This window comes from Brachybacterium sp. GPGPB12 (genome assembly GCF_038396325.1).
Taxonomy (GTDB): domain Bacteria; phylum Actinomycetota; class Actinomycetes; order Actinomycetales; family Dermabacteraceae; genus Brachybacterium; species Brachybacterium conglomeratum.
Map to the genome: position 1 here is coordinate 3,288,606 of NZ_CP149573.1, position 24,848 is coordinate 3,313,453.

At 73.6% G+C, this 24,848-nt stretch carries 22 protein-coding genes and 7 pseudogenes; 15 read left to right on the top strand and 14 right to left on the bottom strand.

All coding sequences use genetic code 11. From position 1 onward, the window contains the following. Window position 1: 1 nt before the first annotated feature. Window positions 2–334, bottom strand: a complete 333-nt coding sequence (locus tag WKH84_RS19220; protein WP_341854789.1) for a hypothetical protein — start codon at window positions 332–334, stop codon at window positions 2–4. Window positions 335–418: 84 nt separating this feature from the next. Here WKH84_RS19220 and WKH84_RS19225 point away from each other — a divergent pair, with 84 nt between their 5' ends. Further along, window positions 419–1,147, top strand: a complete 729-nt coding sequence (locus WKH84_RS19225) for a hypothetical protein (RefSeq protein WP_341854790.1) — start codon at window positions 419–421, stop codon at window positions 1,145–1,147. On the opposite strand, the pseudogene msrA reads toward WKH84_RS19225, so the two are convergent. Continuing rightward, window positions 1,105–1,798 (bottom strand): annotated as a pseudogene (gene msrA, locus WKH84_RS19230) (peptide-methionine (S)-S-oxide reductase MsrA). The gene WKH84_RS19225 and the pseudogene msrA overlap by 43 nt on opposite strands. 387 nt (window positions 1,799–2,185) lie before the next feature. Between msrA and WKH84_RS19235 the strand changes: the two are divergent. Continuing rightward, window positions 2,186–3,424 carry a hypothetical protein gene (locus WKH84_RS19235; protein ID WP_341854791.1) on the top strand — a complete coding sequence of 413 codons (1,239 nt, stop codon included), beginning with the start codon at window positions 2,186–2,188 and terminating at the stop codon, window positions 3,422–3,424. A gap of 285 nt (window positions 3,425–3,709) precedes the next feature. Here WKH84_RS19235 and WKH84_RS19240 read toward each other — a convergent pair whose 3' ends face one another. The 9 genes and pseudogenes from WKH84_RS19240 to WKH84_RS19280 all read right to left on the bottom strand — a co-directional run bounded on the left by WKH84_RS19240 (window position 3,710) and on the right by WKH84_RS19280 (window position 10,626). Beyond that, window positions 3,710–4,813 carry a hypothetical protein gene (locus WKH84_RS19240; RefSeq protein ID WP_341854792.1) on the bottom strand — a complete coding sequence of 368 codons (1,104 nt, stop codon included), beginning with the start codon at window positions 4,811–4,813 and terminating at the stop codon, window positions 3,710–3,712. Between the two features lie 22 nt (window positions 4,814–4,835). Beyond that, the gene (locus WKH84_RS19245; RefSeq protein ID WP_341854793.1) at window positions 4,836–5,522 is read right to left on the bottom strand and encodes a DUF58 domain-containing protein; all 687 of its coding nucleotides are present in this window, start codon (window positions 5,520–5,522) and stop codon (window positions 4,836–4,838) included. A 257-nt stretch (window positions 5,523–5,779) separates the two neighbouring features. Further along, window positions 5,780–6,786 (bottom strand): annotated as a pseudogene (locus tag WKH84_RS19250) (MoxR family ATPase). After that, window positions 6,786–6,995 carry a hypothetical protein gene (locus WKH84_RS19255; protein WP_341854794.1) on the bottom strand — a complete coding sequence of 70 codons (210 nt, stop codon included), beginning with the start codon at window positions 6,993–6,995 and terminating at the stop codon, window positions 6,786–6,788. The pseudogene WKH84_RS19250 and the gene WKH84_RS19255 overlap by 1 nt, the downstream one beginning before the upstream one ends. Then, window positions 6,992–7,285, bottom strand: a complete 294-nt coding sequence (locus WKH84_RS19260; RefSeq protein ID WP_341854795.1) for a hypothetical protein — start codon at window positions 7,283–7,285, stop codon at window positions 6,992–6,994. The genes WKH84_RS19255 and WKH84_RS19260 overlap by 4 nt, the downstream gene beginning before the upstream one ends. Continuing rightward, on the bottom strand, window positions 7,282–7,857 hold the full coding sequence (locus tag WKH84_RS19265; RefSeq protein WP_341856971.1) for a DUF4129 domain-containing protein: 576 nt from the start codon (window positions 7,855–7,857) through the stop codon (window positions 7,282–7,284). Before WKH84_RS19265 ends, WKH84_RS19260 begins: the two co-directional genes overlap by 4 nt. A gap of 308 nt (window positions 7,858–8,165) precedes the next feature. Next, window positions 8,166–9,445: pseudogene (locus WKH84_RS19270) on the bottom strand (SAM-dependent methyltransferase). Between the two features lie 55 nt (window positions 9,446–9,500). Then, the gene (locus WKH84_RS19275) at window positions 9,501–10,286 is read right to left on the bottom strand and encodes a zinc-binding dehydrogenase (protein WP_341854796.1); all 786 of its coding nucleotides are present in this window, start codon (window positions 10,284–10,286) and stop codon (window positions 9,501–9,503) included. 1 nt (window position 10,287) lies between these two features. Continuing rightward, window positions 10,288–10,626 carry a hypothetical protein gene (locus tag WKH84_RS19280; RefSeq protein WP_341854797.1) on the bottom strand — a complete coding sequence of 113 codons (339 nt, stop codon included), beginning with the start codon at window positions 10,624–10,626 and terminating at the stop codon, window positions 10,288–10,290. A gap of 66 nt (window positions 10,627–10,692) precedes the next feature. Between WKH84_RS19280 and WKH84_RS19285 the strand changes: the two genes are divergently transcribed. Further along, the gene (locus WKH84_RS19285) at window positions 10,693–12,003 is read left to right on the top strand and encodes a molybdopterin molybdotransferase MoeA (protein ID WP_341854798.1); all 1,311 of its coding nucleotides are present in this window, start codon (window positions 10,693–10,695) and stop codon (window positions 12,001–12,003) included. Window positions 12,004–12,017: 14 nt separating this feature from the next. Here the strand turns inward: WKH84_RS19285 and WKH84_RS19290 are convergent, their stop codons facing one another. Beyond that, window positions 12,018–12,335 carry a hypothetical protein gene (locus WKH84_RS19290; protein ID WP_341854799.1) on the bottom strand — a complete coding sequence of 106 codons (318 nt, stop codon included), beginning with the start codon at window positions 12,333–12,335 and terminating at the stop codon, window positions 12,018–12,020. A 305-nt stretch (window positions 12,336–12,640) separates the two neighbouring features. Here WKH84_RS19290 and WKH84_RS19295 point away from each other — a divergent pair, with 305 nt between their 5' ends. The 8 genes and pseudogenes from WKH84_RS19295 (at window position 12,641) to WKH84_RS19330 (ending at window position 19,835) form a co-directional block, all read left to right on the top strand. After that, window positions 12,641–13,600 (top strand): ABC transporter permease, encoded by a 960-nt coding sequence (locus tag WKH84_RS19295; RefSeq protein WP_341854800.1) that lies wholly within the window; start codon window positions 12,641–12,643, stop codon window positions 13,598–13,600. A gap of 609 nt (window positions 13,601–14,209) precedes the next feature. Next, window positions 14,210–14,623, top strand: a complete 414-nt coding sequence (locus WKH84_RS19300) for an ABC transporter permease subunit (protein ID WP_341854801.1) — start codon at window positions 14,210–14,212, stop codon at window positions 14,621–14,623. Between the two features lie 9 nt (window positions 14,624–14,632). Beyond that, the gene (locus tag WKH84_RS19305; RefSeq protein ID WP_341854802.1) at window positions 14,633–16,036 is read left to right on the top strand and encodes an ABC transporter ATP-binding protein; all 1,404 of its coding nucleotides are present in this window, start codon (window positions 14,633–14,635) and stop codon (window positions 16,034–16,036) included. After that, window positions 16,003–16,407, top strand: a complete 405-nt coding sequence (locus tag WKH84_RS19310) for an ABC transporter ATP-binding protein (RefSeq protein ID WP_341854803.1) — start codon at window positions 16,003–16,005, stop codon at window positions 16,405–16,407. The genes WKH84_RS19305 and WKH84_RS19310 overlap by 34 nt, the downstream gene beginning before the upstream one ends. A gap of 695 nt (window positions 16,408–17,102) precedes the next feature. After that, window positions 17,103–17,471: pseudogene (locus tag WKH84_RS19315) on the top strand (ABC transporter substrate-binding protein); the annotation flags it as partial. Window positions 17,472–17,599: 128 nt separating this feature from the next. Continuing rightward, a complete protein-coding gene (locus WKH84_RS19320; RefSeq protein WP_341854804.1) occupies window positions 17,600–18,433 on the top strand; it encodes an ABC transporter substrate-binding protein in 834 nt (277 codons plus the stop codon). A gap of 227 nt (window positions 18,434–18,660) precedes the next feature. Beyond that, window positions 18,661–19,332, top strand: a complete 672-nt coding sequence (locus WKH84_RS19325) for a HesA/MoeB/ThiF family protein (RefSeq protein ID WP_341854805.1) — start codon at window positions 18,661–18,663, stop codon at window positions 19,330–19,332. Continuing rightward, window positions 19,329–19,835, top strand: coding sequence for a rhodanese-like domain-containing protein (locus WKH84_RS19330; RefSeq protein ID WP_341854806.1), 507 nt, complete (start codon window positions 19,329–19,331; stop codon window positions 19,833–19,835). Before WKH84_RS19325 ends, WKH84_RS19330 begins: the two co-directional genes overlap by 4 nt. Window positions 19,836–19,929: 94 nt before the next feature. On the opposite strand, the gene WKH84_RS19335 is transcribed toward WKH84_RS19330, so the two are convergent. Both WKH84_RS19335 and moaA read right to left on the bottom strand, forming a co-directional pair. Further along, the gene (locus tag WKH84_RS19335; protein WP_341854807.1) at window positions 19,930–20,265 is read right to left on the bottom strand and encodes a MoaD/ThiS family protein; all 336 of its coding nucleotides are present in this window, start codon (window positions 20,263–20,265) and stop codon (window positions 19,930–19,932) included. 10 nt (window positions 20,266–20,275) lie between these two features. After that, a pseudogene (gene moaA / locus WKH84_RS19340) lies at window positions 20,276–21,378 on the bottom strand (GTP 3',8-cyclase MoaA). A gap of 230 nt (window positions 21,379–21,608) precedes the next feature. Between moaA and WKH84_RS19345 the strand changes: the two are divergent. From WKH84_RS19345 to WKH84_RS19360, 4 genes and pseudogenes are all read left to right on the top strand, one after another. Continuing rightward, window positions 21,609–22,571: pseudogene (locus WKH84_RS19345) on the top strand (molybdopterin molybdotransferase MoeA); the annotation flags it as partial. A 166-nt stretch (window positions 22,572–22,737) separates the two neighbouring features. Then, window positions 22,738–22,923, top strand: a complete 186-nt coding sequence (locus tag WKH84_RS19350) for a hypothetical protein (protein WP_341856972.1) — start codon at window positions 22,738–22,740, stop codon at window positions 22,921–22,923. Beyond that, a pseudogene (moaC, locus tag WKH84_RS19355) lies at window positions 22,920–23,437 on the top strand (cyclic pyranopterin monophosphate synthase MoaC). Before WKH84_RS19350 ends, moaC begins: the two are co-directional and overlap by 4 nt. A 171-nt stretch (window positions 23,438–23,608) precedes the next feature. Then, window positions 23,609–24,718 (top strand): molybdenum cofactor biosynthesis protein MoaE, encoded by a 1,110-nt coding sequence (locus WKH84_RS19360; protein WP_341856973.1) that lies wholly within the window; start codon window positions 23,609–23,611, stop codon window positions 24,716–24,718. Window positions 24,719–24,848 lie beyond the last annotated feature (130 nt).

Below are 24,848 nucleotides of genomic sequence, written 5' to 3' on the forward strand. Positions count from 1 at the left end.
CTCACCTTCGTCGAAAAGACGGAGAAGCGGCCGCGCGCTCGGCGACCGGGGTGCCGTCGGGTGCTGAGAGCTCGAAGCGGTCGACGCCGATCCCGGGCGGGTCCTCGACACGGAGCAGCGGCGTGCCGTCCGCGTCGGCGACGCGGAGCGAGCGGGCGCCCGAGAAGAACCGGGCGACGCCGCCGCCGGTGGTCGTCACGTGGCCCACGGCGTGCTCGCCGGCGCCGTCGAGGATGTCGAAGTCGTTGGACATGAAGCCGGTGACCTGCTGCATCACCAGGGTATCGTGGGAGCGGAGGTCCGCGGGGCGGGGGCTGTCGGCTGTGGAATCCATTCGCGCCCCCTAATAAGGCCGCACCGTGCCGCAGTGGTTGGGCGACCGCACGGTCGTGATCCCGAGCCGCGTTACCGTAGGTGCATGACCGCCTCCGACGACGCCCCGCGGCTCGCGGGGCTGGACATCTTCCTGCCGTCCCCGCCGCCCGACGTGGAGCGGCAGGAGGCCTTCCTCGACGAGGCCGCGGCGCTCGCCCTGGACGGCCAGCCGATCACGGTCTATCTCCAGGACGAGGACGCCTGGGCCTTCGAGGAGTGCGAGCCGGTCCGCGCCCTGATGGAGTCCGCGGGGGATGCCGTCGCGCCGGTGACCCTGTTGGGCCTCGACATCGTGGTCAGCGGCACCTATCCGACCACCTCTCAGATGCAGCGCTTCGCGCAGGCGGGCGCGGCGAAGAAGCCGAAGCCGTCGGCGGGCGCCGCGCGCCTGCGGGCCCGGCGGCGCCGCGCCGCGCGCCGCGCGAGGCCGGCGGGTTCGCCGCGCGGCTCATGGGCGCCGTCCCCGCGACGCCGCGGCCGACGGGCGGGCCCGACATCGGCGCACGCCGCAACCTCATGGGCGGCGACACCGGGGATGGTCTGCCCGGGCGCTGACGGCTCGGGCGTCCGACGCGCCCTCGGAGTCGCTACCTCTCGCGGCCATGTCAGAAGTGGTGGGCTCGGCCCGTCGGCCCGTCGGCCCGTCGGCCCGTCGGCCCGTCGGCCCGTCGGCCCGTCGGCCCGTCGGCCCGTCGGCCCGTCGGCCCGTCGGCCCGTCGGCCCGTCGGCTCAGAGCGAGCAGGCGACCCCGTTGAAGCCGTGGTTGCAGTAGCCGGTGGGGTTCTTCTCGAGGTACTGCTGGTGCTCGGGCTCGGCGGTGTAGTAGACGCCGTTTCCGACCTCGGCCAGCGGCGCGAGCTCGGTGGTGATCGCGCCGCGACCGGCGGCGTCCAGCGCCTCCTGGTAGCGGGTGGCGGAGTCGCGCACGATCTCGCCCTGCTCCTCGGTGGTCCAGTACACGGCGCTGCGGTACTCGGTGCCCACGTCGTTGCCCTGGCGGTTGGCGGTGGTCGGATCGTGCCGCTGCCAGAACTCGGTCAGGAGCGCTCGCAGGGTGTCCTCGCCGCCGGTGTAGATCACGCGCACGGCCTCGGCGTGGCCGGTCCGGGCGGAGAACACCTCTTCATAGGTGGGGTGGGGCGTGTACCCGCCCGCGTAGCCGGCCGAGGTGGTGTGCACGCCGGGGATCTGCCAGGCGATCCGCTCGATGCCCCAGAAGCTGACCGCCGGCGAGGATCAGCTCCTCGGAGCCCTCCGGCCACGGGTGCGGGTCGCGGGGCGCGTCGGGTCCGAGCATGTCGGTGCCGAGCACGAGGTGCTCGCGCTCGAGGGGGTAGGGGTAGGCGTCGCGGCCGGGCAGGGCGTCCTCCGGCGCGACCATGTCCTTCTTGTGCGCGTACAGGAGATCCATCATCTGCCACATGCTCAGCACGGTAGCCCCGGTCGGTGCCGAGCGGGAAGGGCGAGCGACACCGGTCACGCCGGTTCCGCCGAGGGCGTGACGGAAGGTCGCGGGGTGGTCATGGCGCTTCGCCGTCCTGGTCCGTGCTCGTCCACAACCTCGAGGCTTCGGCGAGGTGTGTGCACTGCCCGGTGGCTCACGGGCGCCGTCGGGTTCTTATAGCGGAAACGGTGCGCTCAACTCGAGGCTTCTCGGTTCTCGCCGCCTCTCGGTTCCTCCACATGCCCTGCCAATCCACATTCCCTCGCTGAGGCTGGCGCGTTGTCGTCGAGGCGACGACGCTGGTCACACCAGGTCGTCCCGCTCTCCGGGCCGCCACGACCATCGCCGAGCGAGGGGAGGGGAACCATGTCGGAGTCCGCGCCGGACTGGGCCGAGCGACTGTCCCATCTCCTCGACCGTGCCCCGTCGGCTGAGACTCTCGCCGCGGAGAGCGACACCGCTCTGATCGACCTGATCGACGCGACGGAGCGCGCCAAAGGACGGCTCGCCGCCGCGCAGGCCCGCGCAGAGGCCGCCTTCTGGGATGCGCAGATCCGCGAGCAGCAGAGACAGGGAGTGCCCAGGGGACAGCGGGGCCGCGGCATCGCCGACCAGGTCGCCCTCGCCCGTCGCATCACCCCGAAGCAGGCGTCCGACGAGGTCGCTCTGCACCGGGTGCTCGCTCGGATCCCTGCCGCGCACCAGCGAGATGCTCGAGGCGGGGGAGATCAGCGAGTACGCCGCCCGCAGGGTCGCCGAGAACGTGCTGGTGCTCGAGGAGGAGGACCGGGCCCGCGTCGATGTCGACCTCGCCGACCAGCGCCATCGGTCACCGCGCGCCGGGCCGGAGACCTCGCCCGCGCGCGGGCGCAGGAGCTCGACGCCGACGCCGCGGTGCACCGGCACCAGCGCGCGGTCGCCGACCGACGGGTCTCGCTCCAGCCGGCCGTCGACGGCATGTCGATCCTCCGCGCCACGCTCCCCGTGAAGGACGGCGTCGCGGTGCTGAAAGTGCTGACCGAGGCGGCGCGATCGGCGAAGGCCACCGGGGACCCGCGCACCAAGGGCCAGATCATGGCCGACACCCTCACAGCCCGCGCCTGCGGGCTCGAGAGCCCCGACGACATCCCCGTCGAGATCCAGCCGCTCATGACCGACATGACCCTCCTCGCTGACGAGGAGGCGACGGCTTGGATCGAGGGTCATCCACTTCCCGGACGAGTCGCCCGTGACCTCGCGCTCGGTGTGCCGACGCTTCCGTCCCCAGCACACGTGGCCGCAGACGCTCCCGCACCCCCGCCGGAGATCAGCGGCGCGGCGCGATGGATCCGTCGCCTCTACGCCGATGCCAGGGTCGGAGACCTGACCGAGGTCGACGGCAGACGGCGCCTCTTCCGTGGGCAGGTCCGCCGATTCATCCTGCTGCGCGATCAGCGGTGCCGCACGCCATGGTGCGATGCGCCGATCCACGACATCGACCACGCCCATCGCTTCGCCGACGGCGGCGAAGACCGACGCCGACAACGGCATCGGCCACTGTCAGCGCTTCAACCTCGTCAAGGAGATGCCGGGATGGGAGTCGACGGTCGACCCCTCGAGCGATGACCGTCCGCACCGCCTCACGATCAGGACCCCCACGGGGCACGTCTATCAGTCGACCTCCCCGCTGCTGAGGCGTCTCCTGGACGGGGCGGACAGGGCCCGCGCTGAGATCCTCGCGGACGAGCCCGTCGACCTCGACGACGCCTCGGATCCCTCTGGTAGGTCGAGCCCGACCACCGCGGACGACGACCGGCCGTCGGATCCCGAGGACCTGCCGGAAGCGCGCACCGGTTGATCGGCACTGGTCGACATGCGTCAGCCCGCACCGCGGCCCGGCGACCCCTGACCTCAGCGCCCTCGCGGCATCACGGCGATCCACAGCGCGACGACGGCGACCGCGGCGACCACCACGGCCCACGGCCCGAGCTGGACCTGCGCGAGCAAGACCACGAGCACCCCGCCCACCAGCGTCAGCACGAGCACCCCGAGGAGCGCACGCGCCGCGAGACGAAGGGCGTCGCGGTCGAGGGCCCCGTGCGCGGGCATGACGGCCGCGAGCGCGAAGGCGGCATGGGCCGCGAGCAGCAGCAGACCCGTCGACCCGGCGAGCACGACGCCCAGATCGGCCCGCACCGCCAGCGCGATCACCACCGCCGTCGGCGCCAGCATCCCGAGGTCCGTGTCGGGATCGAGCCACTGCGCCGCGAGGGCCGTGAGACAGACGATCCCCACCAGCACGACCCCCAGGTGCATCGCCGCGAGTCCCGGGCCGGACAGTGCGAGTCTCGCCGCGGCGAGCGTCGCCGCAGTGCCGGTGCCGCGCAAGACCCACTGCACGGGACTGACCCCACGCGGCGCGAGCAGGGCGTCGGCGAGCGGGTCGAGCAGGGACGACAGACGCATCAGGACCTCCTCCGCCGCGGTGCACCGCGCGCGGCGGACAGGGACAGGAGCACCGGGGCCAGCGAGGCGGGTCCCTCCCACGCGGTGACCGGGACGCCCGCCTCCCGCGGCTCGCGCACCGTCCGCTCCCTCTCGAGCCTCCGCAGCGCCCACGCCTCGGGCCAGAAGCGCTCGGAGACCCGGCCCTCGAGCCGCGGCGGCCGCCCGCGCGAAGACGGAGGTGTCCCCGACGCTCGGCGGGAGCGTGTCCACGACGATCACGTCCGCGCCCTGGGCGACGAGCTCCCCGATCCTGGTGATCACCTCGGGGCGGAGCAGGGGCGAGCACACCACCGTCAGCGTGCCGGTCCGCACCGCGGGCGCCGGGGGGGGACGGAGCGCGCCCGGGTCCCGGGCCGCACGGGACAGCGCATCGGTGAGCACCCGCGGCTGACGGGGGCCGGAGCCGGGCGGCACCGCGCCGATTAGCCGTCCGATGTCGAGCGGCGCGACCCGGTCGCCGACGCCGAGATAGTGGCGTGCCACGGCGGTCGTGGCCCGGATCGTCATGTCCAGGCTGGTAGGCGCGTCCTCACCGGCCCAGGGCGCGGGGGAGACGTCCGCGGTGGTGTCGGTGACGACGAGGACCTCGGTGTCCTGCTCGGTGAAAGTCGCATTGGTGTGCAGGCTGCCCGGTGCGACTCGTGACCCGCCAGTTGATCCGGTGCAGGCGGTCCCCGGGCCGGAAGGCGCGCACCTCCGACAGCGCGGTGCCGTCGCCGCGGCGCCGGGAGAGGTGCGCACCGCTCACCCCGATCGGGGTGGGGACGTCCACGGGAGCATCGAGCACCACGGAGGAGGGGACCACCTGGAGCGAGACCGGGGGCGACTCGACCTGCGCGCGGAAGGCGCCGAGCGGGTCCGCGACCAGCACGTGCACCGGCCCCACCTCGATGCGGCCCCAGCGACGGGCGCCGATGCGCAGCGACGCCCCGCCGTCGCCCGTGAGGGAGCCGTGGCGCGGGGCGAGATCCGCATGCGGCGGCCTCGGGACGCTCGCCGTGGTCAGCAGGCCTGGACCTGCGGTCACCGTGGCGCGCGCCGCGCCGTCCTCGTCGATCCGCCGACGGTTCAGATGGAGGGACGGGGCGGGGTAGTAGCGTTCCTCGCCGCGGGCCGTGCGGCGGGCGACGGCCAGCGGCGCCCAGACGAGCAGGGGCGACCCGGCGAGGATCAGCGCGGGTTCTCCGCGCAGCAGCGCGAGGGCCAGGGCGAGCACGCCCACCGCGGAGGCGCGGACGAGCGCGGCGGTGGGACGGGGTCTGAGCGCTGGTGCGGGCGACTCCGCGGGACCCGTCGTCCCTGCGACCCCCGCGGCTCTCTGGGCACTCGCCGTTCCCGAGGTCACCCTCGCCCTCCCGGCCCTCGGTGCTCCCGAAGCTCCTGTCGCTCCGTCGATCCCCGGTGCTCCTGTCGCTCCGTCGGTCCCCGGTGCCCCCGAGGCCCTCTCCGCTCCGCCGTTTCCCGCGGCCGCGCTCATGACGGGGACCGGGCCGGGCGCGGGGAGGCGACCGGCACCGGCACCTGCTCGAGGACCGCGTCGACGACCCCCGCGCCGGTCGCGTTCTGCGCCCACAGCTCGGGCCGGACGGTCACGCGATGGTCCAGCGCCGGATGCGCGAGCTCCTTGACGTCCTCCGGCACCACGTAGCCGCGGCCGCGGATCACCGCGAGGGCGCGGGCGCAGGTGATCAAAGCGAGGGTGCCGCGCGGCGAGGCGCCGACCAGGGCGTTCTGGTGACGCCTCGTCGCAGCGACGAGGTCCACGGCATAGCGGCCCACGGCGTCCTCGACGTGCACCTCCTCGACCGCCGCCTGCAGGGCGAGCAGCTGCTCCGCGTCGAGCACCTGTGCGACGGCCTGCTCCTCGCGCCGGCGGTCGATCCGTCGGGAGACCACCTCCCATTCCTGCTCGGCGCTCGGATAGCCGAAGGACAGCCGCAGCAGGAAGCGGTCCAGCCGCGCTTCGGGCGGCGGATAGGTGCCTTCGTGCTCGATGGGGTTGGCGGTGGCGAGCACATGGAAGGGGACGGGCGGCGGCCGGGTGGTGCCCTCGACGGAGACCTGCCGCTCCTGCATCGCCTCGAGCGGCGCCGACTGGGTCTTCGGCGGGGTGCGGTTGATCTCGTCGGCCAGCAGAAGGCCGGTGAACACGGGGCCGGGGCGGAACACGAACTCGCCTGCGCGCTGGTCGAACACCTCGGCGCCGGTGAGATCGGCGGGCGCAGGTCGGGGGTGAACTGGGCGCGGGCGAAGGGCAGGCCGAGCGCCTGGGCGAAGGAGCGGGCGGCGAGGGTCTTGCCGAGCCCGGGCAGATCCTCGAGGAGGACGTGGCCGCCGGCGAGGAGTCCGGTGAGCACCAGCTCGAGGGACTGCCGCTTGCCGACGACGGCCGTCTCGACGGTGTCGAGGACGCGCCGTGCGGCGTCGGTCGCGGCGGTGGTGCTGAGCGGGGTGGTGCTGAGGGCGGGGGTGGTGGTCATCAGGGCCTCTCCTCGCGCAGGGCGAGCTCGTCGAGATAGCGGTGCAGGGCTCTGCGGCCGATCGGCGGGAAGGGTCGCTGGGAGCCCTCCGCGGCGCGGGCGGCGCGGAGGAGCTCGGAGAGCTCCGGGCCGAGCGGCGGGGCGTCCGGGTCGCGGGCCCGTTCGTCGGCGATGTCGGCCAGGACCAGGGCGAGGCCGCGTCCGGTCATGCGGCGGTGCGGCGCGCGCCGTGGATCAGATCCTCCAGCCGACGCACCCGCACGTCCTGGGCATGGGGGAGGGCGTAGTCGGCGTCGAGGTCGAGGCGCGGGGCGCGCGAGGGCTCGGCCCGGTCGGCGCCGACGTGGAGGAACCACCAGGCGGCACCTGCGAGGAGGCCCAGCGCGATCGGCAGGGGCGGCGGGAGCACCAGGCCCATCAGCGCGAGGGCGAGGGTGAGCAGGACCGCGGCCGCCGTGGCCACGACGGTCCGCCAGATCAGGCCCAGGAGGTCGCTCATGCGCCTGCGCTCCCGTCGTCCTCGTCGCGAATGCGCGCACCGCCGGCGGACCCGAGGTCGCGGGCGCGCTCGCCCGTCGGGGGGCTGTCGTCGCGGGGACGGGCGCCGACCATGGGCCCGACATCGCGGCCGTGCCCGCCGTCCGCGGCGCCGTTGTCGCGGGCGCGCTCGCCGGACACGCGCGCCGCCGCCGTGGCCTCGAGCCCCGCCGTGAGGCGATCCAGGCTCGTCATCGCGACGGCGCGGTCCTCCTCCGTGAGCGGCTCCGGATCGAACAGCGCCCGACGGTAGAGGGCGGCGAGGTCGTCGAGGGCGGCGCGGTCCAGGTCGAGCGCGGCCAGCACCTCCACGACGAACTCGAAGGTCGTGCGGGAGGGATGCCGGGTGACGCCCGCCGCGGCGAGGGAGCGCTCCAGCGCCGTCCACGCCGCGATCACCGCGTCCTGCGCGTCGACCAGGCGGGCGAGCGGGGCCCGGGCCTCGGCGAGCGCGGTCCGGGCCTGCGCGTCGGTGAGCTCGTCCTCGGAGGCGGCGATCGCCGGGGCCGGGGCGGGTCGGGCCAGCGCCCTCATCCGCACCGCGAGCCACACCGCGAGGACCGCGAGGCCCAGGCCGAGGAGGGTGAGCAGGACGAGCAGCGGGGCGGCGCCGAGCTCGGTCCGGGGCGGGCGCGGCGGGACCTCCGGGGTGCTCCAGCCAGGGTCCGACGGGACCTCGGCGGTCGGGGCGCTGGAGGGCCGCTCCCGCTCCGTCGTGCCGGCGACGGTCGTGATCGGAGCACGCTCGGCGGCGGCGCCGAGGGCGACCGCGCCGAGTCCACCCAGCGCGGCGAGGAGCGAGCAGCAGGGCGATGACGCGACGCGCGTCCCCCGGGCGGTGCTCACGGCCGATCGGGCTCCTCGCCGGGAAGTACGGCGTGCGGGGAGGCGACCACGACGGACTGCTCCCCGTCGATGCGGGTGAGGATCAGCGTGGCGCGCTCCTCGCCGAACCGGCGGGGCCGCGGCCTGCGGCGCGGCTCGTCGGGCTCGACCGCGGTGCCGCGCTTCTTGATCTCGAGCACCCCGAGCCGGTGCTCGCGCAGGTAGGAGGTGAGGCGCTTGAGGCCGAAGGGCATCACGTCCCTCACTGCGTAGCCCTTCGCGAAGGGGGGTGGTGACGCGGCGCTCGGAGGTCAGGTACGCGATCGTGGGATCCAGGGTGCGGCCGCCGATCCGGGCGGCGAGCTCACCGATCAGCCCGGCGCGGATCACGGCGCCGTCGGGCTCGTAGAGGTGGTCGGCGAGCGGGCCGACGGCGGGGTCGCCGGCAGAGTCCGCGCCGCGGTCCAGACGGTGCGCGCCGTCGCGGCCGATCAGCACCGCGGAGGAGGTGACGCCCTCCCGGGCGAGCGGCCCGCACCAGGCGGTCGCCTCGAGCACCTGGCCGTGGAAGGACAGCCACTGCACCTCGACGTCCTCCGGCAGGGCGTCGCGGTCGATGCCGGGGCCGAGCTTCGCGCCGAGCGGACCGGCGGCGCCGTCGCGGCCGAGGCGTCGGGCGAGGTCGAGCACGGCGGAGAGCGGCGGCTCGTATTCCTCGGGGTCGTGGAGGCGGCGGGAGCCGCCTCGGGCGGGGGCGCGCCGGGCGGGGTCCAGCCAGATCCCCTCGGTGTCGCGGGGGTCGTGACCCTCCGCGCGGCCCAGGCGCGCGGTCGCGTTCGGGAAGGGGCGCAGGTTCACGGTGGCGACGGCGACGGTGACCGGATCGCGGTCCACCGCCTGGACCTCCAGGCCCAGCGCGGCCATCGCCATCGAGTCCCCGCCGATGCCGCGGCCGAGATCTGCGACGGAGGAGACGCCGGCGCGTTGGAAGCGCTCGGCGTGCAGTGCGGCGACGGGCAGGCGCGTGGCCTGCTCGAGGCCGTGCGGGGTGAACAGCATGGTGCTCGCGAACTCCCCGAACTTCTCCGCGGCGCGGGCGCGCAGACGGGACTGGGTGAGCACCGCGGAGACGAGCTCGGGGGAGTGGCCTGCCTCGCGCAGGCGGGTCGAGACCCGCGGCGCCTCCTTCTCCTCGTAGGGCGGAAGGGCGTTCAGCAGCGCCCATCCGGAGGGCTGCAGCACGGGCTCGATCTCGCGGCCGCCCAGCAGCGGCGTCATCGGAGGTGGGGGCGACCATCGTGCCAGCGTACCGCCCATGCCGAGGCGCCGACCGTCGCGGCACGGGTCGTCGCTCAGGCGCGCACGTCCAGGACCAGCTTGCCGCGGGTGTGGCCCTCCTCGAGCCGGCGGTGCGCCTCGGCGATCTGCGCCAGTGGCGGCACCTCGGAGACCTCCAGCGGATAGCGGCCCGAGCGGATGCCCTGCGCGAGGCGATCCAGCCGGTCCCGTCCCGGCACGATCGACGGCACCCGCGCCTCGATACCGCGCTCGAGGGCAGGGGAGAGGTCGGCGAGGCTGGGCAGGGCGACGATGCGGCCGCCGTCGGCGAGCTGGTCCAGGCTCGGCAGGAAGGTCGAGTGGTAGTGGGTGTCCAGCACGACGTCGACGCCGCGCCCGTCGGTGAGGCGCTGGACCTCCTCGCCCCAGTCGCTCGTGTCGTAGGGGATCGGGGTCGCGCCCAGCTCCTGGATCCGCTCAGCGTTCGCGGCGCGGCCGGTGGCGAGCACCTGGGAGGCCCCGGCCTCGAGCGCCATCGGGATCAGCGGCTGGCCCACGCCGCCGGTGCCGCCGTGGATCAGCACCGTCTCGTGCTCGGCGATCCGGGCGGTGTCCTGCACGACGGCGATCGCGGTGAGGCCGACGAGCGCCAGCCCGGCCCAGCGGGGCAGGTCCTCCTCGGCGGTCTCGCCGGGGATCGGGGCGAGGTCGTCGGCCGAGATCGCGATGACCTCGGCGGCGACGCCGCGGGAGTCGCTCGGGCCGCGCATGCCGAACACGCGCGTGCCGACGGTGAGGCCGCGCGAGCCGAGCTCCGCCTCGTCCAGGCCGGAGCCCGCGCCGATCACGGTGCCGGCCATCTCACGGCCGGTCCCCGCGGGCGGCCGCGAGGTCCTTCGCCCGTCCCGAGGAGCCGTCGCGGATCTTGTAGTCCAGCGGGTTCAGCCCCACGAAGCCGACCTGGACGAGGACCTCCTCGGGGCCCGGCTCGGGCACCGGGGCGTCGTGGTGGAGGGTCAGGACCTCGGGGCCCCCGAAGCTGTCGAATCGGATCTCGCGCATGCCCACCATGATGCACCTGCCGCGCCGCTCGTGGCCATGGCTGTGGACGGGGGCCGCGACGAAGCGGGCCGGCGCCGCGATCAGCCCGCCGGGAGCCAGCGACGGTCCCGTCCGCCGCGGCCGGGCATGGGGGATCATGGAGCCTCGCCCGCGGCGACATCGGCCCGCTGCGACCTGCGCCTCGACCCCCGCTGAAGGAGGACCATGAGCGTCGAGAGACTCTCGCCCTGGCAGTGGCGCGAGGAGATCCTCACCGCGGTCACGCCGCCGCGCTCCGTCGACACCGTCCCGCTCGAGCAGGCCCGCGGCCGGGTGCTCGCCGCCGCGGTGCGCGACCCGGAGCAGGTCCCGGCGCCGCCGATCGCGGCGATGGACGGCTTCGCCGTACGGAGGGCGGATCTCACCGCGCCCGGCACCACCGTGCTCCCGGTCGCGGCCGAGCCGCCGGCCCGCCCCGGCGAGGTCCCCGACCTGCCCTCGGGGCGCGCCGCCCGGATCATGACCGGCGCCCCCGTGCCCCGCGGCGCCGACGCCGTCGTCGAGGTGGAGGCGACCGACTCCGACCCCTTCGGTCCGGCCCCCGCCGTCGTCGCCCTCGCCCTCGAGAGCCTTCCCGTCCCGGGCCGGCACGTGCGCGGACCGGGGGAGGAGATCCCGCTGGACGCGCCGCTGGTCCTGGCCGGGGACCGCGTCGGCGCGGGGCTCATCGGACTCGCCCGGACCCTCGGGATCGACGCCCTCGAGGTGCTCCGCCCGGCGCGCGTCACCGTGGTGGTCACGGGCGACGAGCTCACCGCGTACAGCTCCTCCGACCGACTCGGCGCGGACCCCCTGCCGGGAGCGGTGCGCGAGTCCAACGGGACGATGCTCGCCGCCGCCCTCGCCGCCGACGGCGCGCACGCGCTCCCGCCCCGGCACAGCGGCGACGACCCTGCTGACCTGCGGGAGACGCTCGACGTCGCGGCCGGTGAGGCCGACCTCGTGCTCACCACCGGCGGAATCGGCCACGGCGCCTACGACGTGGTGAAGCCGCTGCTCGGCGAGCGAGGAGAGGGGACCTCCCGCTTCGCGCACCTCGCCCTGCGCCCCGGCGGTCCCCAGGGCCACGGCACGCCGCTCGGCGGCGTCCCCGTCGTGCACCTGCCGGGCACTCCCGTCGGCGCGCTGGTGGGCTACCACCTGTTCGTGCGCCCGCTGCTGGACCGTGACGGCGCCGCGCCCCGACGGATGCTCCTGCGCGGGGAGGGCGACGGACCCCGGCGCGGTCCCGCCGGCACCGTGCACGCCCTGCCCGGACGGCGGGAGGTCGCGGCCGACGGCCGTGAAGTCGTGCGCCTCGTGCCGGGTCGGCGGCTCGCCCCCTACGGGAGGGCGGACGCGATGGTGCTCCTGGAGTCGGAGGGGCCCGTCGGCGGGGCGGACGACGGCGGGGCAGGGCCCGACGGCGGCGCGGCGCCGAGGAGCGGCGAGCTCGCCGGTGCGCCGGAGCGGAGCGTGCTCGTCCTGCCGCTGTGACGCTCCTGCGTCCCTCAGAGACGCGAGGTGCCGGACTCCTCCAGCTGGTCGCGTCGAGCGTCCTGGGACCGCCGCGCCTGCTCGCGCCGGGCGCGGCGGCGTCGAACGATGTCGCGAGTCCAGGAGGCCATCATCGAGATCGCCGCCCCGAGGGCGAGACCGAGGGACAGAGCGGCGAGCCAGGGGCTGTAGAGGAGCCCGGCGCCGAGGGCCAGGCCGAGGGCGCCGAGCCCGATGGGCCACGCGCCGACGCCCCGATGTCCGAGCAGATCGCTCAGCGCGATCGCGGCGACGATGCCGAGCGCGAGCACGAGCAGGTGCAGAAAGGTCACGATTCGAGCATAGCTTCGCCGTACCGCGTACCCGTGGGTCAGTTTCGTCAAGCCGCGTCCATCGCAGGCGTTATGGTGTCCCGTGCCTGCCGAGAGACCTGGGCCACAACCGGGCCCCGGTGGTGCACGGCCGCCGGGTCGCCTCGACGTGACCGAGCGTGGTGCCGCCTCAATGGGACGGGGCCCGCCCATGGCGAGCCCGCGACGACGAGATGGATGACGCAGGGAAGGGACCCGACGGATGATCAACAGCGTGTCGAGGGGGAAGCGTGATTAGGTTCGTCCTCGTGCGAGTGCTCACGTACGTGACCCTGGCGTTCGTCGCCACGAGCTTCGCGTACCTGCTGGCCGCCTCGCTCATGCATCCCGAAGAGGTGCTGTACCCGCCGATCGCGACCGAGCCCATGCCCGCCGCGAGCGCGCAGCAGTACCTCGACGTGCGCAACATCAATCCGGACACCCCGCTCTTCGAGCGGTACGCGAACTGGCTCGGCGGCCTCGTCCGCGGCGATCTCGGTGTCACCTCCGGGACTACCAAGGCCATGGACGACATCTGGAACGACGTCTTCAAGGTCAAGGTCCCGATCAGCCTCCGCCTCATCGTGCTCGGCACCGCGATCGGCACCGTGCTCGGCATCCTCCTGGGCATGGTCTCCGCCGTCCGTCGCGACTCCCTCGGGGACCGCGCCGCGACCCTCCTCGCCTTCCTCGCTCTCTCCCTGCCCACCCCGGTGATCATCCTGATCGTGCAGCAGGCCAACCAGGGCTTCATGGACCTGACGGGATGGGGCCTGCCGGCGATCAACCCCATCAACCCCCTCCTGGAAGAAGGGTCCTGGGAGTCCATCAAGTATCAGATGAAGGCATTGGTCATGCCGACGATCGTGCTGGTCGTGACCGGTGCCGCCTCCTACTCGCGGTACATGAAGGTCACCACACTCGACGTGCTGGGCAGCGATTATCTGCGCACCGCCCGTGCCAAGGGGCTTACCCGTGGGAAGGCGATGAACCGCCACGGCCTGCGCATGGCGCTGATCCCGATGGGCCAGTACTTCGCCTTCGCCGTCGGCGGCGCCTTCACGGGCTCGCTGTTCGTCGAGCTGATGTTCAACTGGCAGGGCATCGGCCGCTTCGCGATCTCCGCGATCCAGTTCGCCGATGTCAACGGCACCGCCGCCGTCGTCCTGTACACGGCGATCCTGACCCTGCTCTCCGCCACCTTCGCAGACATCCTGCAGGGCGCGCTCGACCCGAGGATCCGGTGACACGATGACGAACCCCAACGACATCCGCAAGCACCGACGACGCCTCCGCGCTGCGCCGGTCCACCGATCCCGAGGCGAACCCCGTCATCGGCTCCGCCGTCGACGACTCCGACCTGCGCGACACCGAGATCGACGAGAGCGCCGGCCCCCCGATCGAGTCGCTCAGCCGCGGCGAGCCGCTGCGGCGCCGGTTCCTGCGCAACCCGAGCGCCTGGGCCGGGATGATCATCTTCGGCTTCCTGGTCTCGCTCGCGGTGGTCGGGCCGATGGTCTACCAATACGAGCCTTTCGAGCGCGATCTCCGCAATGCCCGGACCGGCCCCAGCATCTACCACTGGTTCGGGGTGAACGCCAACGGACTGGACATCTTCGCCCGCACCGTGCAGGGCCTGCGCATCTCCCTGGTGATCGGCATCGGCACCGCACTGCTGACCACCTTCCTCGCGCTTGTCGTCGGCATCGTCGCCGGGTACGTCGGCCACAAGGGGAAGTGGGGTGCGCTGGCCGACGGCGGACTGGTGAACCTCATCAACCTGTTCCTGGTGATCCCCTCGATGCTCCTGCTGATGCTGTTCAGCCCTGTGCGCGCAGCAGGCGAGCTGGCTGTGGATGATCCCGCTGCTGGCGGCCTTCGCCTGGATGCTCACGGCCCGCGTGCTCCGCGCGATGACCCAGCGACTGGTGCGCACCGAGTACGTCGAGGCGGCCCGCTTCATGGGCGTGAACCCGATCGTGATCATGACGCGGCATATCGTCCCGAACATTGCCAGCTGGATCATCATCGACACCACACTGGGCGTGAGCGCCGCGATCCTCGGCGAGACGGGCCTGTCCTTCATCGGCTTCGGCATCCAACTGCCGCAGGTGTCCCTCGGCACAGTGTCGCAGGAATACAACATCGCGGACCCGTACACCTGGATCCCGCCGGCGGCGGTGCTGGCCGCCCTGGTCATCTCCATCAACCTGATGGGCGAAGCGCCGCGCGACGCCCTCGACCCGACCAGCGGCTCCAGCCGGATCTGAGGAAGAAGAATGTCCGAACCGATCCTTTCCGTCCGGGACTTGAACGTCTCCTTCCCCTCCGAGTACGGGACCGTCCGCGCCGTCCAGGACCTCAGCTACGAGGTGCACAAGGGCGAGGCCCTCGCCATCGTCGGCGAGTCCGGCTCCGGCAAGTCCGTCAGCTCCCTGGCTGTGATGGGTCTGCTCCCGCGCACGGCCGCCATCAGCGGCGAGATCGAGATGCTCGGCCACAGGATGTTCGAGCTCGACGACAAGCGGCTCTCGCGCCTGCGCGGCAACACGATCTCCATGGTGTTCCAGGACCCGCTCTCGGCGCTGACGCCGGTGTACCGGGTGGGGGACCAGATCGCCGAGGTGGTGCGGATCCACCATCCGGAGGTCTCCAAGATCCGTGCCCGCCAGCGGGCCGAGGAGCCGCTGGACGCGGTGGGCATCCCCGAGCCCGGCCGTCGGGCGAATCAGTACCCCCACGAGTTCTCCGGCGGCATGCGCCAGCGCGCGATGATCGCGATGGCGATCGCGAACCAGCCGGAGCTGATCATCGCCGACGAGCCCACCACCGCCCTGGACGTGACGATCCAGGCGCAGGTGATGGACCTGCTGAAGTCCGCGCAGGAGCTCATCGGCGCCGCGACGGTGCTGATCACCCATGACATGGGCGTGGTCGCGGGCTTCGCCGACCGGGTCCTGGTCATGAAGGAGTCGCGGATGGTCGAGCTCGGCACCGTCGACGAGATCTTCTACAGCCCCCGCGAGAAGTACACGCAGGACCTGCTGGCGGCCGTCCCGCGGGCCGACGCCGGCGAGGCGGGCGCCTCCCGCGGCGTCGCCGGGTCCGCGATGCAGAAGCTCGCCGCCCTCGGCGAGGACCGGCCGCCGCGCGAGGAGCGCCGACGGTGCTCGAGGTCGAGCACCTGGCGAAGGTCTTCCCGATCACCAAGGGCGCGATCGTGCGCCGGAAGATCGGCGAGCGGCGCGCCGTGGACGGCATCTCCTTCGACATCCGCGAGGGGAGTGCCTGGCGCTGGTCGGCGAGTCCGGCGGCGGGAAGACCACCACGCTGATGGAGATCATGCAGCTGCGCACCCCGCAGGAGGGGACCATCCGCATCGGCGGGAAGGAGACCGGTGCCCTGACCCGCAAGGAGCGGGCGACAGCGCGCTCCGACATCACGGTGGTCTTCCAGGACCCGATGGCCTCCCTCGACCCCAGGATGCCGATCGCGGACATCATCAAGGAGCCGATGCGCGTCCAGGGCTACAGCAAGGAGCGCATGGACGAGCGGGTGGACTGGTCGCTGAAAATGGTGGGCCTCTTTGCCCGAGCACGCCGCCCGCTTCCCCACCGAGTTCTCCGGCGGCCAGCGCCAGCGCGTCGGCGTGGCCCGCGCGCTCGCCTGCGACCCGAAGCTGATCATCCTCGACGAGCCCACCTCGGCTCTGGACGTCACCGTCCAGGCCGGCGTGCTCGCGATGCTCGCCGACCTCCGGGCGCGGCTCGGGGTGAGCTTCCTGTTCGTCTCCCATGATCTCTCCGTGGTCCGCCACATCTCCGACCGCATCGCCGTGATGCAGAAGGGGAGGATCGTCGAGCTGGGCGACACCGAGGAGGTCTTCACGAACCCGCAAGCACCCCTACAGCAAGGAGTCGCTCTCCGCGGTGCCGATCCCGGACCCCGAGGTGGCTCGCTCGCGGCGGCGAGAGGCCATCGACCGCAAGGCCTTCGAAGGAACTTTCGGCGGCTTCCTCCCGGACCGGGAGGACCCCCAGTGACCCTTCCCTGACCAGGGAGGACGCTCGAGACGACGGGCGGCGCGCACCAAGCGCCGCCCGTCGTCGGCGTGCCCGGGACGGGGTCGTGCCCTGGCGGTCGCGGACAGATGCCCTGCATGTTGCGAACGGGTAACAAGGGTGTTCCTGGTCCGCGGGGGCAACCCGCTGGTGACAGACTGCTCACACCGGCGAGAAGGGCGCGACCACGGTGGTCAACGCCGACCACATCTGCCGGGAAAGTGCGGCCAGCGGGCTCGACGATCTCGAGGACCGCGAGTGAAGGAGATTCATATGCGTGTGACGCGGCGTTCCATCCTGGGGGCGACGGCTCTGACCGTCTCGATGACCGCGCTGGCGGCGTGCGCGCCAGGACCCGGGGACCGGCGGCGGCGGCGGCGCCTCCGACGGCGGCGGCGGGGGCGAGCAGATCGCCTCCGACCAGAACGACATCAACGCCAAGGAGCGCGAAGAGATCGGCGAGGGCGGCGTGCTCCGCCTGGCGAACAACGCGTTCCCCGCGAACTGGAACCCATTCCACTCCGACGGCAACGAAGCCAACACCTCCGACATCCTGCGGACGATCTTCCCGCTCGAGGTGTGGTGGTCGAACGCCGCCGGTGAGGTCTCCGCGAACCCGCACTACACCAAGCGCATCGAGCTGACCTCCGAGGATCCGCAGGTCATGGAGATCGAGCTCAACGAGGGCATGACCTGGTCCGACGGCACCCCGATCGACTACAAGTCGATCGAGAACGTCTTCAAGATCATGGACGGCTCCCAGGAGGAGTACGCCATCGCGTCCTCCGAGGGCTACAACAAGGTCGAGAAGATCGAGCAGGGCGACAGCGACCTGATCGCCGTGATCACCTTCAAGGAGAAGTACGCCGACTGGATCGGCCTCGCCGCGGTCATGCCGGATTCCCTCGCCGAATCGGCCGAGGCCTTCAACACCGGTTGGCTCGAGGGGCCGCAGGTCACGGCCGGCCCCTTCAAGATCGGCAAGATCGACTCCGGCAACAAGACTGTGCTGGTCGAGCCCGACGAGAACTGGTGGGGCGACACGCCGTTCCTCTCGCAGGTCCTGTTCACCACCATCGAGGACCCGGCCGCGACCGCGACCAGCTTCCAGAACGGGCTGACTGGACGTCATCGAGACCACGGTCCCCGCGACCTACTCGGTGGTCGAGCCGATGATCGGCAACGGTGCGGTCTTTGCGTCAGGTCGCGGGCCCGAACTGGAGCCACATCACCCTCAACGGCGCCGAGGGCCGGCCGCTCGCCGACCAGGCCGTGCGCCAGGCGATCTTCCGTGCGATCGACCGCGAGGAGGTCTTCCTCTCGGTCAACGCCACGATGCCCTACCCGGAGAACACCGAGCCGCTGAACAACCACCTCCTGATGACCAACCAGGAGGGCTACCAGGACAACGCCGGCGACCTCGGCAGCTACGACCCCGAGGCCGCCAAGAAGCCGCTCGAGGACGCGGGCTACACCCTCGAAGGCGAGGGCGCGGACACGGTGGCCTCCAAGGACGGCAAGCCGATCGAGATCACCTACGTCTACAACGACGGCTCGAAGACCAACGAGGCCGTGGTCCCGGTGGTCCAGGAGCGACTCAGGGCCGTGGGCATCACCATGAAGGTGCAGAAGGTGCCGCCGACGGACCTCTTCTCGAAGTACGTCATCCCCGGCGAGTTCGACCTCACCCTCTTCGGCTGGGTCGGCACCCCGTTCCTCTCCTCCGGCGACTCCATCTGGAAGTCCGAGGGCGAGCAGAACTTCGGCAAGATCGGCGATCCGGACACGGACAAGCTCATCGACCAGGCCGCCGTCGAGACCGATCATGCCGCGCGCCTCGAGCTGATCAACCAGATCGACGCGAACCTGTGGGAGCTCGCCGGGGTCGTCCCGCTGTGGCAGTCCTACGACTTCTTCGTGCAGAACGAGGATCTCGCGAACTTCGGCGCGTGGGGCTTCGAGCCGCCGGACTGGACCAAGATCGGTTACGTGACGGGTTCCGCCAAGCTCGAGGGCTGAGCGGACGCACCCTTGTGACGGGGCCCCGGGCGGAGACGGCCGGGGCCCCGTCCCCGTTCGTGGGCGGATCCGGCTGGACTGCGGCGCTCGGACCGCGGGGCCGGACGTCGCGGTCCGAGCCCGACGTTCGGACACCTGGCCTCATACTCTCGGCCCCGGGACGGCGCCCGGGGGACCCGCGGGAACGAGGTCGCGCGTCGCCGCGGGAGGTGGGGGAGACTGGGCCCATGAGCTCCGCCGACCTGCCCGCCCCCGTCCCGCCCCGAATCCTGGACCGCGCCGTGCCGGCGGACCGGCCCGCGGCGCAGCGGCACGACCTCGGCCGGTACCTGCGCCAGATGCGACTGCCGCGGCTGGGCGAGACCGGTCAGCGCCGCCTCGCCGGGGCGCGGGTCGCCGTGATCGGCGCGGGCGGGCTCGGCGCCCCGGCCCTGACCTATCTCGCCGCGGCGGGGGTCGGCGAGATCACCCTGTTCGACCCCGACACCGTCGATGCGACGAACCTGCACCGGCAGGTGCTGTTCACCGAGGCGGATCTGGGCAGGTCGAAGGCCATCGCCGCCGCCGAGCACCTGCATGCGCAGTCGCCGCAGGTCTCGGTGCGCGCCGTGGTCGAGACCCTCACCCCCGCGAACGCCCTCGAGCGGCTCGCGGGCCACGACCTCGTCCTGGACGGGACCGACAACTTCCCCACCCGCTATCTCGCCTCCGACGCCTGCGAGATCCTCGACCTGCCGCTGGTGTGGGGCTCGATCCTCGCCTTCTCCGGCCAGGTCAGCGTGTTCTGGGGAGCGGGCGGGCGCGGCGTCACCTATCGCGACGTCCACCCCGTCCCGCCGCGGCCCGGCGAGGTGCCCAGCGCGCGGAGGCCGGGGTGCTCGGGATGCTCTGCGGCGTGATCGGCTCGACCATGGCGATGGAGGCCGTGAAGGTGCTCGCCGGGATGGGCGACGTGCTCTTCGGGCGGCTCGCCCTCTACGACGCGCCGCGCGCCCGCTGGGACGAGTCGCCGCTGGCCCGCGACCCGCGGCTGGCGCCGGTCACGGAGATCGAGGACGTGATGCTCACCTGCGGGCCGCCGGGGCCAACGGGCCCCGCCCGCGACGAGGTCACCGCCGAGGAGTCGCCCGCCCTGCTCGCGGCCGGGACGAGGGTGATCGACATCCGCGAGGAGCGAGAGCTGGCCGAGGGCGGCATGGTCGCCGGCGCCGAGCACCTCCCGATGGGGGAGCCGCTGCGCGGTGTCGATCACGAGGTCGCGGGCGCGGTGCTGTACTGCGCGGCGGGAACGCGCTCGGCGAGCACGCAGAGGGCGCTCGCCGAGCGGGGGATCCGGGTGCGCTCGCTCGCGGGCGGCTTCGACGGGCTGACCGGCGGCGGGGTCGAGATCCAGCGGCTCTGACGCGGCTCGGCAGGGCGCGAACCCTGCCGCCGGGCAGGGCCCGGGCTCAGCTGTCAGGAAGTGCCCGGGCCCGACCGCCGGGCAGGATGGGGGCTCAACCGCCGGCGAAGGGCGGCGCGACGTCCACGCGCGAGCCGGGGGCGAGCGCACGATCGTGATCGGTGCAGGCCACGCCGTCGACCAGGAGGCTCGACCGGCCGATCACCCGGGCCGCCTCCGGGGTGGTGCCTGCGGTGAGGGCCTGGAGGAGCTCGCCCACAGTGCGGGCGTGCACGGTCGCGTCGTCGGCCCCGAACTCGGCGGCGGCGCCTGCGAAGAGGCGCACCGCGATCTCGGGCGCGGTGGTGTCGGGCGCGGAGACGTCGGGCGGCGCGGCGCCCGGGGCGAGGGAGTCGCCGGGGCGGGCGCTCGCGGTGCGGGTGTCGGTCATCGGGTCCTCCTCATCCGCCGATCGCGCTCATCGGGCGCTCCGGTCGCACGAAATCGGCCCGGTCCATGCCGTGGCCGGCCTTCTTGCCCCACTGGGCGGCGCGCCAGATGTCGGCGATCGCCTCGTCGTCCGCTCCCGAGCGCAGAGCGGTGCGCAGGTCGGTCTCCTCGCGGGAGAACAGGCAGGTGCGCACGCGGCCCTCGGCGGTCAGGCGGGTGCGACGGCAGTCGGCGCAGAAGGGGCGCGTCACCGAGGCGATGATCCCCACCCGGCCCCGGTGACGGCCGGTAGCGCGGTCAGCGACCTCGTACAGCTCGGCGGGCGCGCCGTCGCGCGGCTCGGCGACCGGGGTGAGCGCGTAGCGGGGCGCGAGCATCTCGTGCACGTCCCCGGCGGTGATCATCGTGGAGCGCTCCCAGCGGTGGTCCGCGTCCAGCGGCATCTGCTCGATCACCCGCGGCTGCAGGTCCCGTTCGAGGCACCAGTCCAGCAGGTCGGGCGGCTCGTGGTCGTTGATCCCGGGCATCAGCACGGCGTTGACCTTGATCGGGTCCAGGCCCGCCGCGCGCGCCCCGTCGATCCCGGCGAGCACGCGGTGCAAAGCAGGGGCCTGCGGGTGAGGCGCTCGAAGGTCTCTGTGACCACCGAGTCCAGCGAGACGTTGATCCGGTCGAGCCCCGCTTCCCGCGACCGCTCCGCCCGATGGTCCAGGCCGATCGCGTTGGTGGTCAGGGAGATGTCGGGTCGGCGCTCGAGGGAGGCGACCCCGGAGATGATCTCCTCGAGATCCGGCCGGGTCAGCGGCTCCCCGCCGGTGAAGCGGACCTGCTCGATCCCCAGGCGCTCCACCCCGATGCGGACCAGGCGCACGATCTCCTCGACCGAGAGCGGCTGGTCCTTCTTGAGGAACACCATCCCCGACTCGGGCATGCAGTAGGTGCGGCGCAGGTTGCAGAAGTCCGTCAGCGACAGGCGCAGGTCCGTGGCCTCGCGTCCGAAGCGGTCCGCGAGCGCCGGGGTGTCTGGTCGGTCGGCGGTGTCCGGGAGCGCGTCAGCCGCTTCGTCGGTGCGGCGCGGCACCGGGATGCCGAGGGAGACCCGTCCAGACGACATGCGCGCACCTCCTGCTCAGCGGCCCGGCGGCTCCGGGGTCCCTCCAGGATAGGACGGCTCGGCGGGACGGGGGGCGGGACTTCGGGGTGGGACTGGGCACTGACGCGACACGGACCGGGCGCCGGGGATGGGTTCTCGCGCACGGGCCGGTCGGGCAGCGGCGGCCGCGAGCGCCATACTGGAGGGGACCAGGACGGGCCGATGAGGCACAGGAGACGGAGGTCCGAGCGATGACCCGTGCGCGGCCGCGCCCGCTGGCCGACCACGTGGCCGACGCCGTCGCGCCGCTCGCGGCCGTGCGGGCGACCGAGCCGGTCGCGCTGGGCGGCAGGGCCGTCGGCCGCGTCGCCGCCCGGCCGCTGCGCTCGCATGTGGACGTGCCCGGGGTGGACAACTCGCAGATGGACGGCTTCGCCGTCGCGTCGGCCGATCTCGCGGGCCCCGGTGCCGCGGCGACTCTCCCGCTCGGGCCGACGATCGCTGCCGGCGACGCGCCGGGCCGGCTCGAGCCCGGGCAGGCGCGGCCGATCATGACGGGCGCGCCCCTCCCGGACGGCGCGGACCTCGTGGTCCCGGTCGAGGAGAGCGCCCAGGGGCGCTTCGACTCCGATAACGCGGGGGCCGAGGGAGGCGGCGCGGGTGGCGAGGGAGCGCACGCCGCGCACGGCACGGACCCGGCGACCGTGACGCTCACGCCGGCCGATGTCGCGCCGGGCCGCTTCGTGCGCCGCCGCGGCTCCGACACCCACCGCGGGGACACCGTCGCGCGCGAGGGGCAGATGCTCACCCCCGCGCGGATCGCGCACCTCGCCGCCTGCGGCCTGAGCGAGGTCGAGGTGGGTGCATCGGCGCGGGTCGTGGTGCTCTCGACCGGTTCCGAGGTGCGCGGCCCCTCGGGTGCGGAGCCCGCCCCCGGCACCCTCCATGACGCGAACGGACCCGGACTCGCCGCCGCGCTCACCGAGGCGGGCGCCGAGGTGGTCCACCGCGGCGCCGTGCCCGATGACGCGACGCCGCTGCTGGCGCGCCTGCGCGAGGAGGTCCTCGCGCAGGACGCCGACCTGATCGTCACCAGCGGCGGCGTGAGCATGGGCGCCTTCGAGGTGGTGCGCCACGCCGCCGATCTGCCCGGGACGACCCTTGCCTTCCCGACCCTCGCGATGCGGCCCGGAGGGCCCCAGGGCATCGGCACCCTCGAGGCGGACGGGCGGCGCGTGCCCTGGCTCGCCTTCCCCGGCAACCCGGTCTCCGCGCCGCTGAGAGCGCGAGCTGATCGCCCGCCCCGCCCTCGGCGCGCCGCCGCGCCGGCGGCCGCGCCTGCCCGTCCGCCTCGAGGTCGAGGAGTCCTCGCCCGAGCATCTGGAGCAGTACCGTCGGGCGAGGGTCCTGCCCTCCGGGCACGTGCGCCTGGTCGGCGGCGCGTCCTCGCACCTGATCGGCGGGTACGCCGCGGCCGACGCGCTCGCGATCGTCCCCGTCGGAACCGCCGTCGTGCGCGACGGCGACCTGCTCGAGACCCTGCTGATCCCCGGAGGAGACTCATGACCACCGCCCCCGACCCCGTCGGCCGGTCGACCGACGCGGGCGAGCTCTCGCACGTGCGGGCCGACGGCACCGCCCACATGGTCGACGTGACCGCCAAGCAGGTCACCTCCCGCGAGGCGACCGCCCGCGCCGTCCTCGTCACCCGCGAGGACGTGGTGGCCCGGATCGCGAGCGGCGACCTGCCCAAGGGCGAGGCGCTCGCCACCGCGCGCCTGGCCGGGATCATGGGCGCCAAGCGCACCGCCGAGCTGATCCCGCTGTGCCACCCGCGCCGCTGACCGGCATCGAGGTCGACCTCGACCCGCGCGGGGACCGCGTCGAGATCACCGCGACCGTGCGCACCAAGGGCGTCACCGGTGTGGAGATGGAGGCGCTGACCGCGGCGAGCACCGCGGCGCTGACCCTCTACGACATGATCAAGGCCGTGGACAACCTCGCCGTGATCGAGGAGATCCGCGTGCTCGCGAAGTCCGGCGGCAAGAGCGGGGACTGGCGCCGTGAGGAACCGCGATGACCGCGTGCGACAGGCGAAGACCGCACATGACGAGCGATGACTGCGCGCCACGAGCGATGACGCAGGGGGAGGAACGATGAAGCAGATGCCCGCCCAGCGCACCGACGAGGACTGCACGGTGCGCGAGGACCCGGACGCGCCGCCGCTCCTGCACGGCGGCGCCGGATCATCATCGCCTCGACCCGCGCGACCGACGGCACCTACGAGGACCGCACCGGCCCGCGGCTCGAGCGATGGCTGGGCGGGCGGGGCCTGGCCCCCGTCGAGAAGCAGGTCGTGGCCGACGGCCCCGAGGTGGGCCGCGCGCTCGCCGAGGCGATCGCCGACGGCGTCGACGTGGTCATCACCTCCGGCGGCACCGGCATCAGCCCCACCGACGTCACCCCCGAGCAGACCGCGCCGCTGATCGAGCGGGAGATGCCCGGGATCCTCGAGGCCGTGCGCCGCCGGGGCGAGTCGGCGAAGGCCACCGCCCTGCTCAGCCGCGGCGTCGCCGGGATGGCGGGACGGAGCTTCGTGGTGAACCTGCCGGGCTCCCGAGGCGGGGTGAAGGACGGCATCGCCGTGATCGACCCGCCGCTGGACCACCTGCTCGAGCGGCCGCGACGGCGGGGACCACGGGCCGGAGGGCGGGGCGGGGGCCGATGGGTCCGGCGACTCGGCCCGCGTCGCCGTGACCACGGCGGCGATGAGCGGGACCGACCCGATCGCGGAGGCGACGGACCCGGGGACCCCGTCGGACCAGGCCGATCCGACTCGCGGGACGAGCACCTTCCCGGCGGGCGGCGTCGACGAGCGCGGCGACGCCGCGGTGCGGGGTCGCGGATCGCGGGAGACCCCGCGATGGGGGAGGCTCCGCAGCGGGTGCGGCATGCTGCGGTCGGCACCGAGGAGATCACCGTGGCCGCCATGGCGAAGGACGTCGCTGACCCGCGCCGCGGCGCCGTGGTCACCTTCGACGGCGTGGTGCGCGACCACGACGGCGGGCGCGGCGTGGACCGGCTCGAGTACACCTCCCACCCCTCCGCCCCCGCCGTGATCGCCGAGGTCGCCGCCGAGATCGCGGAGCGCTATCCGGACGTCCTCGTCGCGGTCGCCCATCGCGTCGGGCCCCTCGCCATCGGGGACTCCGCCCTCGTGTGCGCGATCGCGGCCCCGCACCGCAAGCAGGCCTTCGTCGCCTGCGACGAGCTCGTGGACACCGTCAAGCGGCGCGTCCCGATCTGGAAGCACCAGGTCTTCGACGACGGCGCGAGCGAATGGGTGGGGGCGCTGGGCTGATCGACGTGCTGCGAGGGACGAGCGGCAGGAGATCGGCGGGAGGGCTGGGCTGATCGACGTGCTGCGAGGGACGAGCGGCAGGAGATCGGCGGGAGGGCTGGGCTGATCGACGTGCTGCGAGGGACGAGCG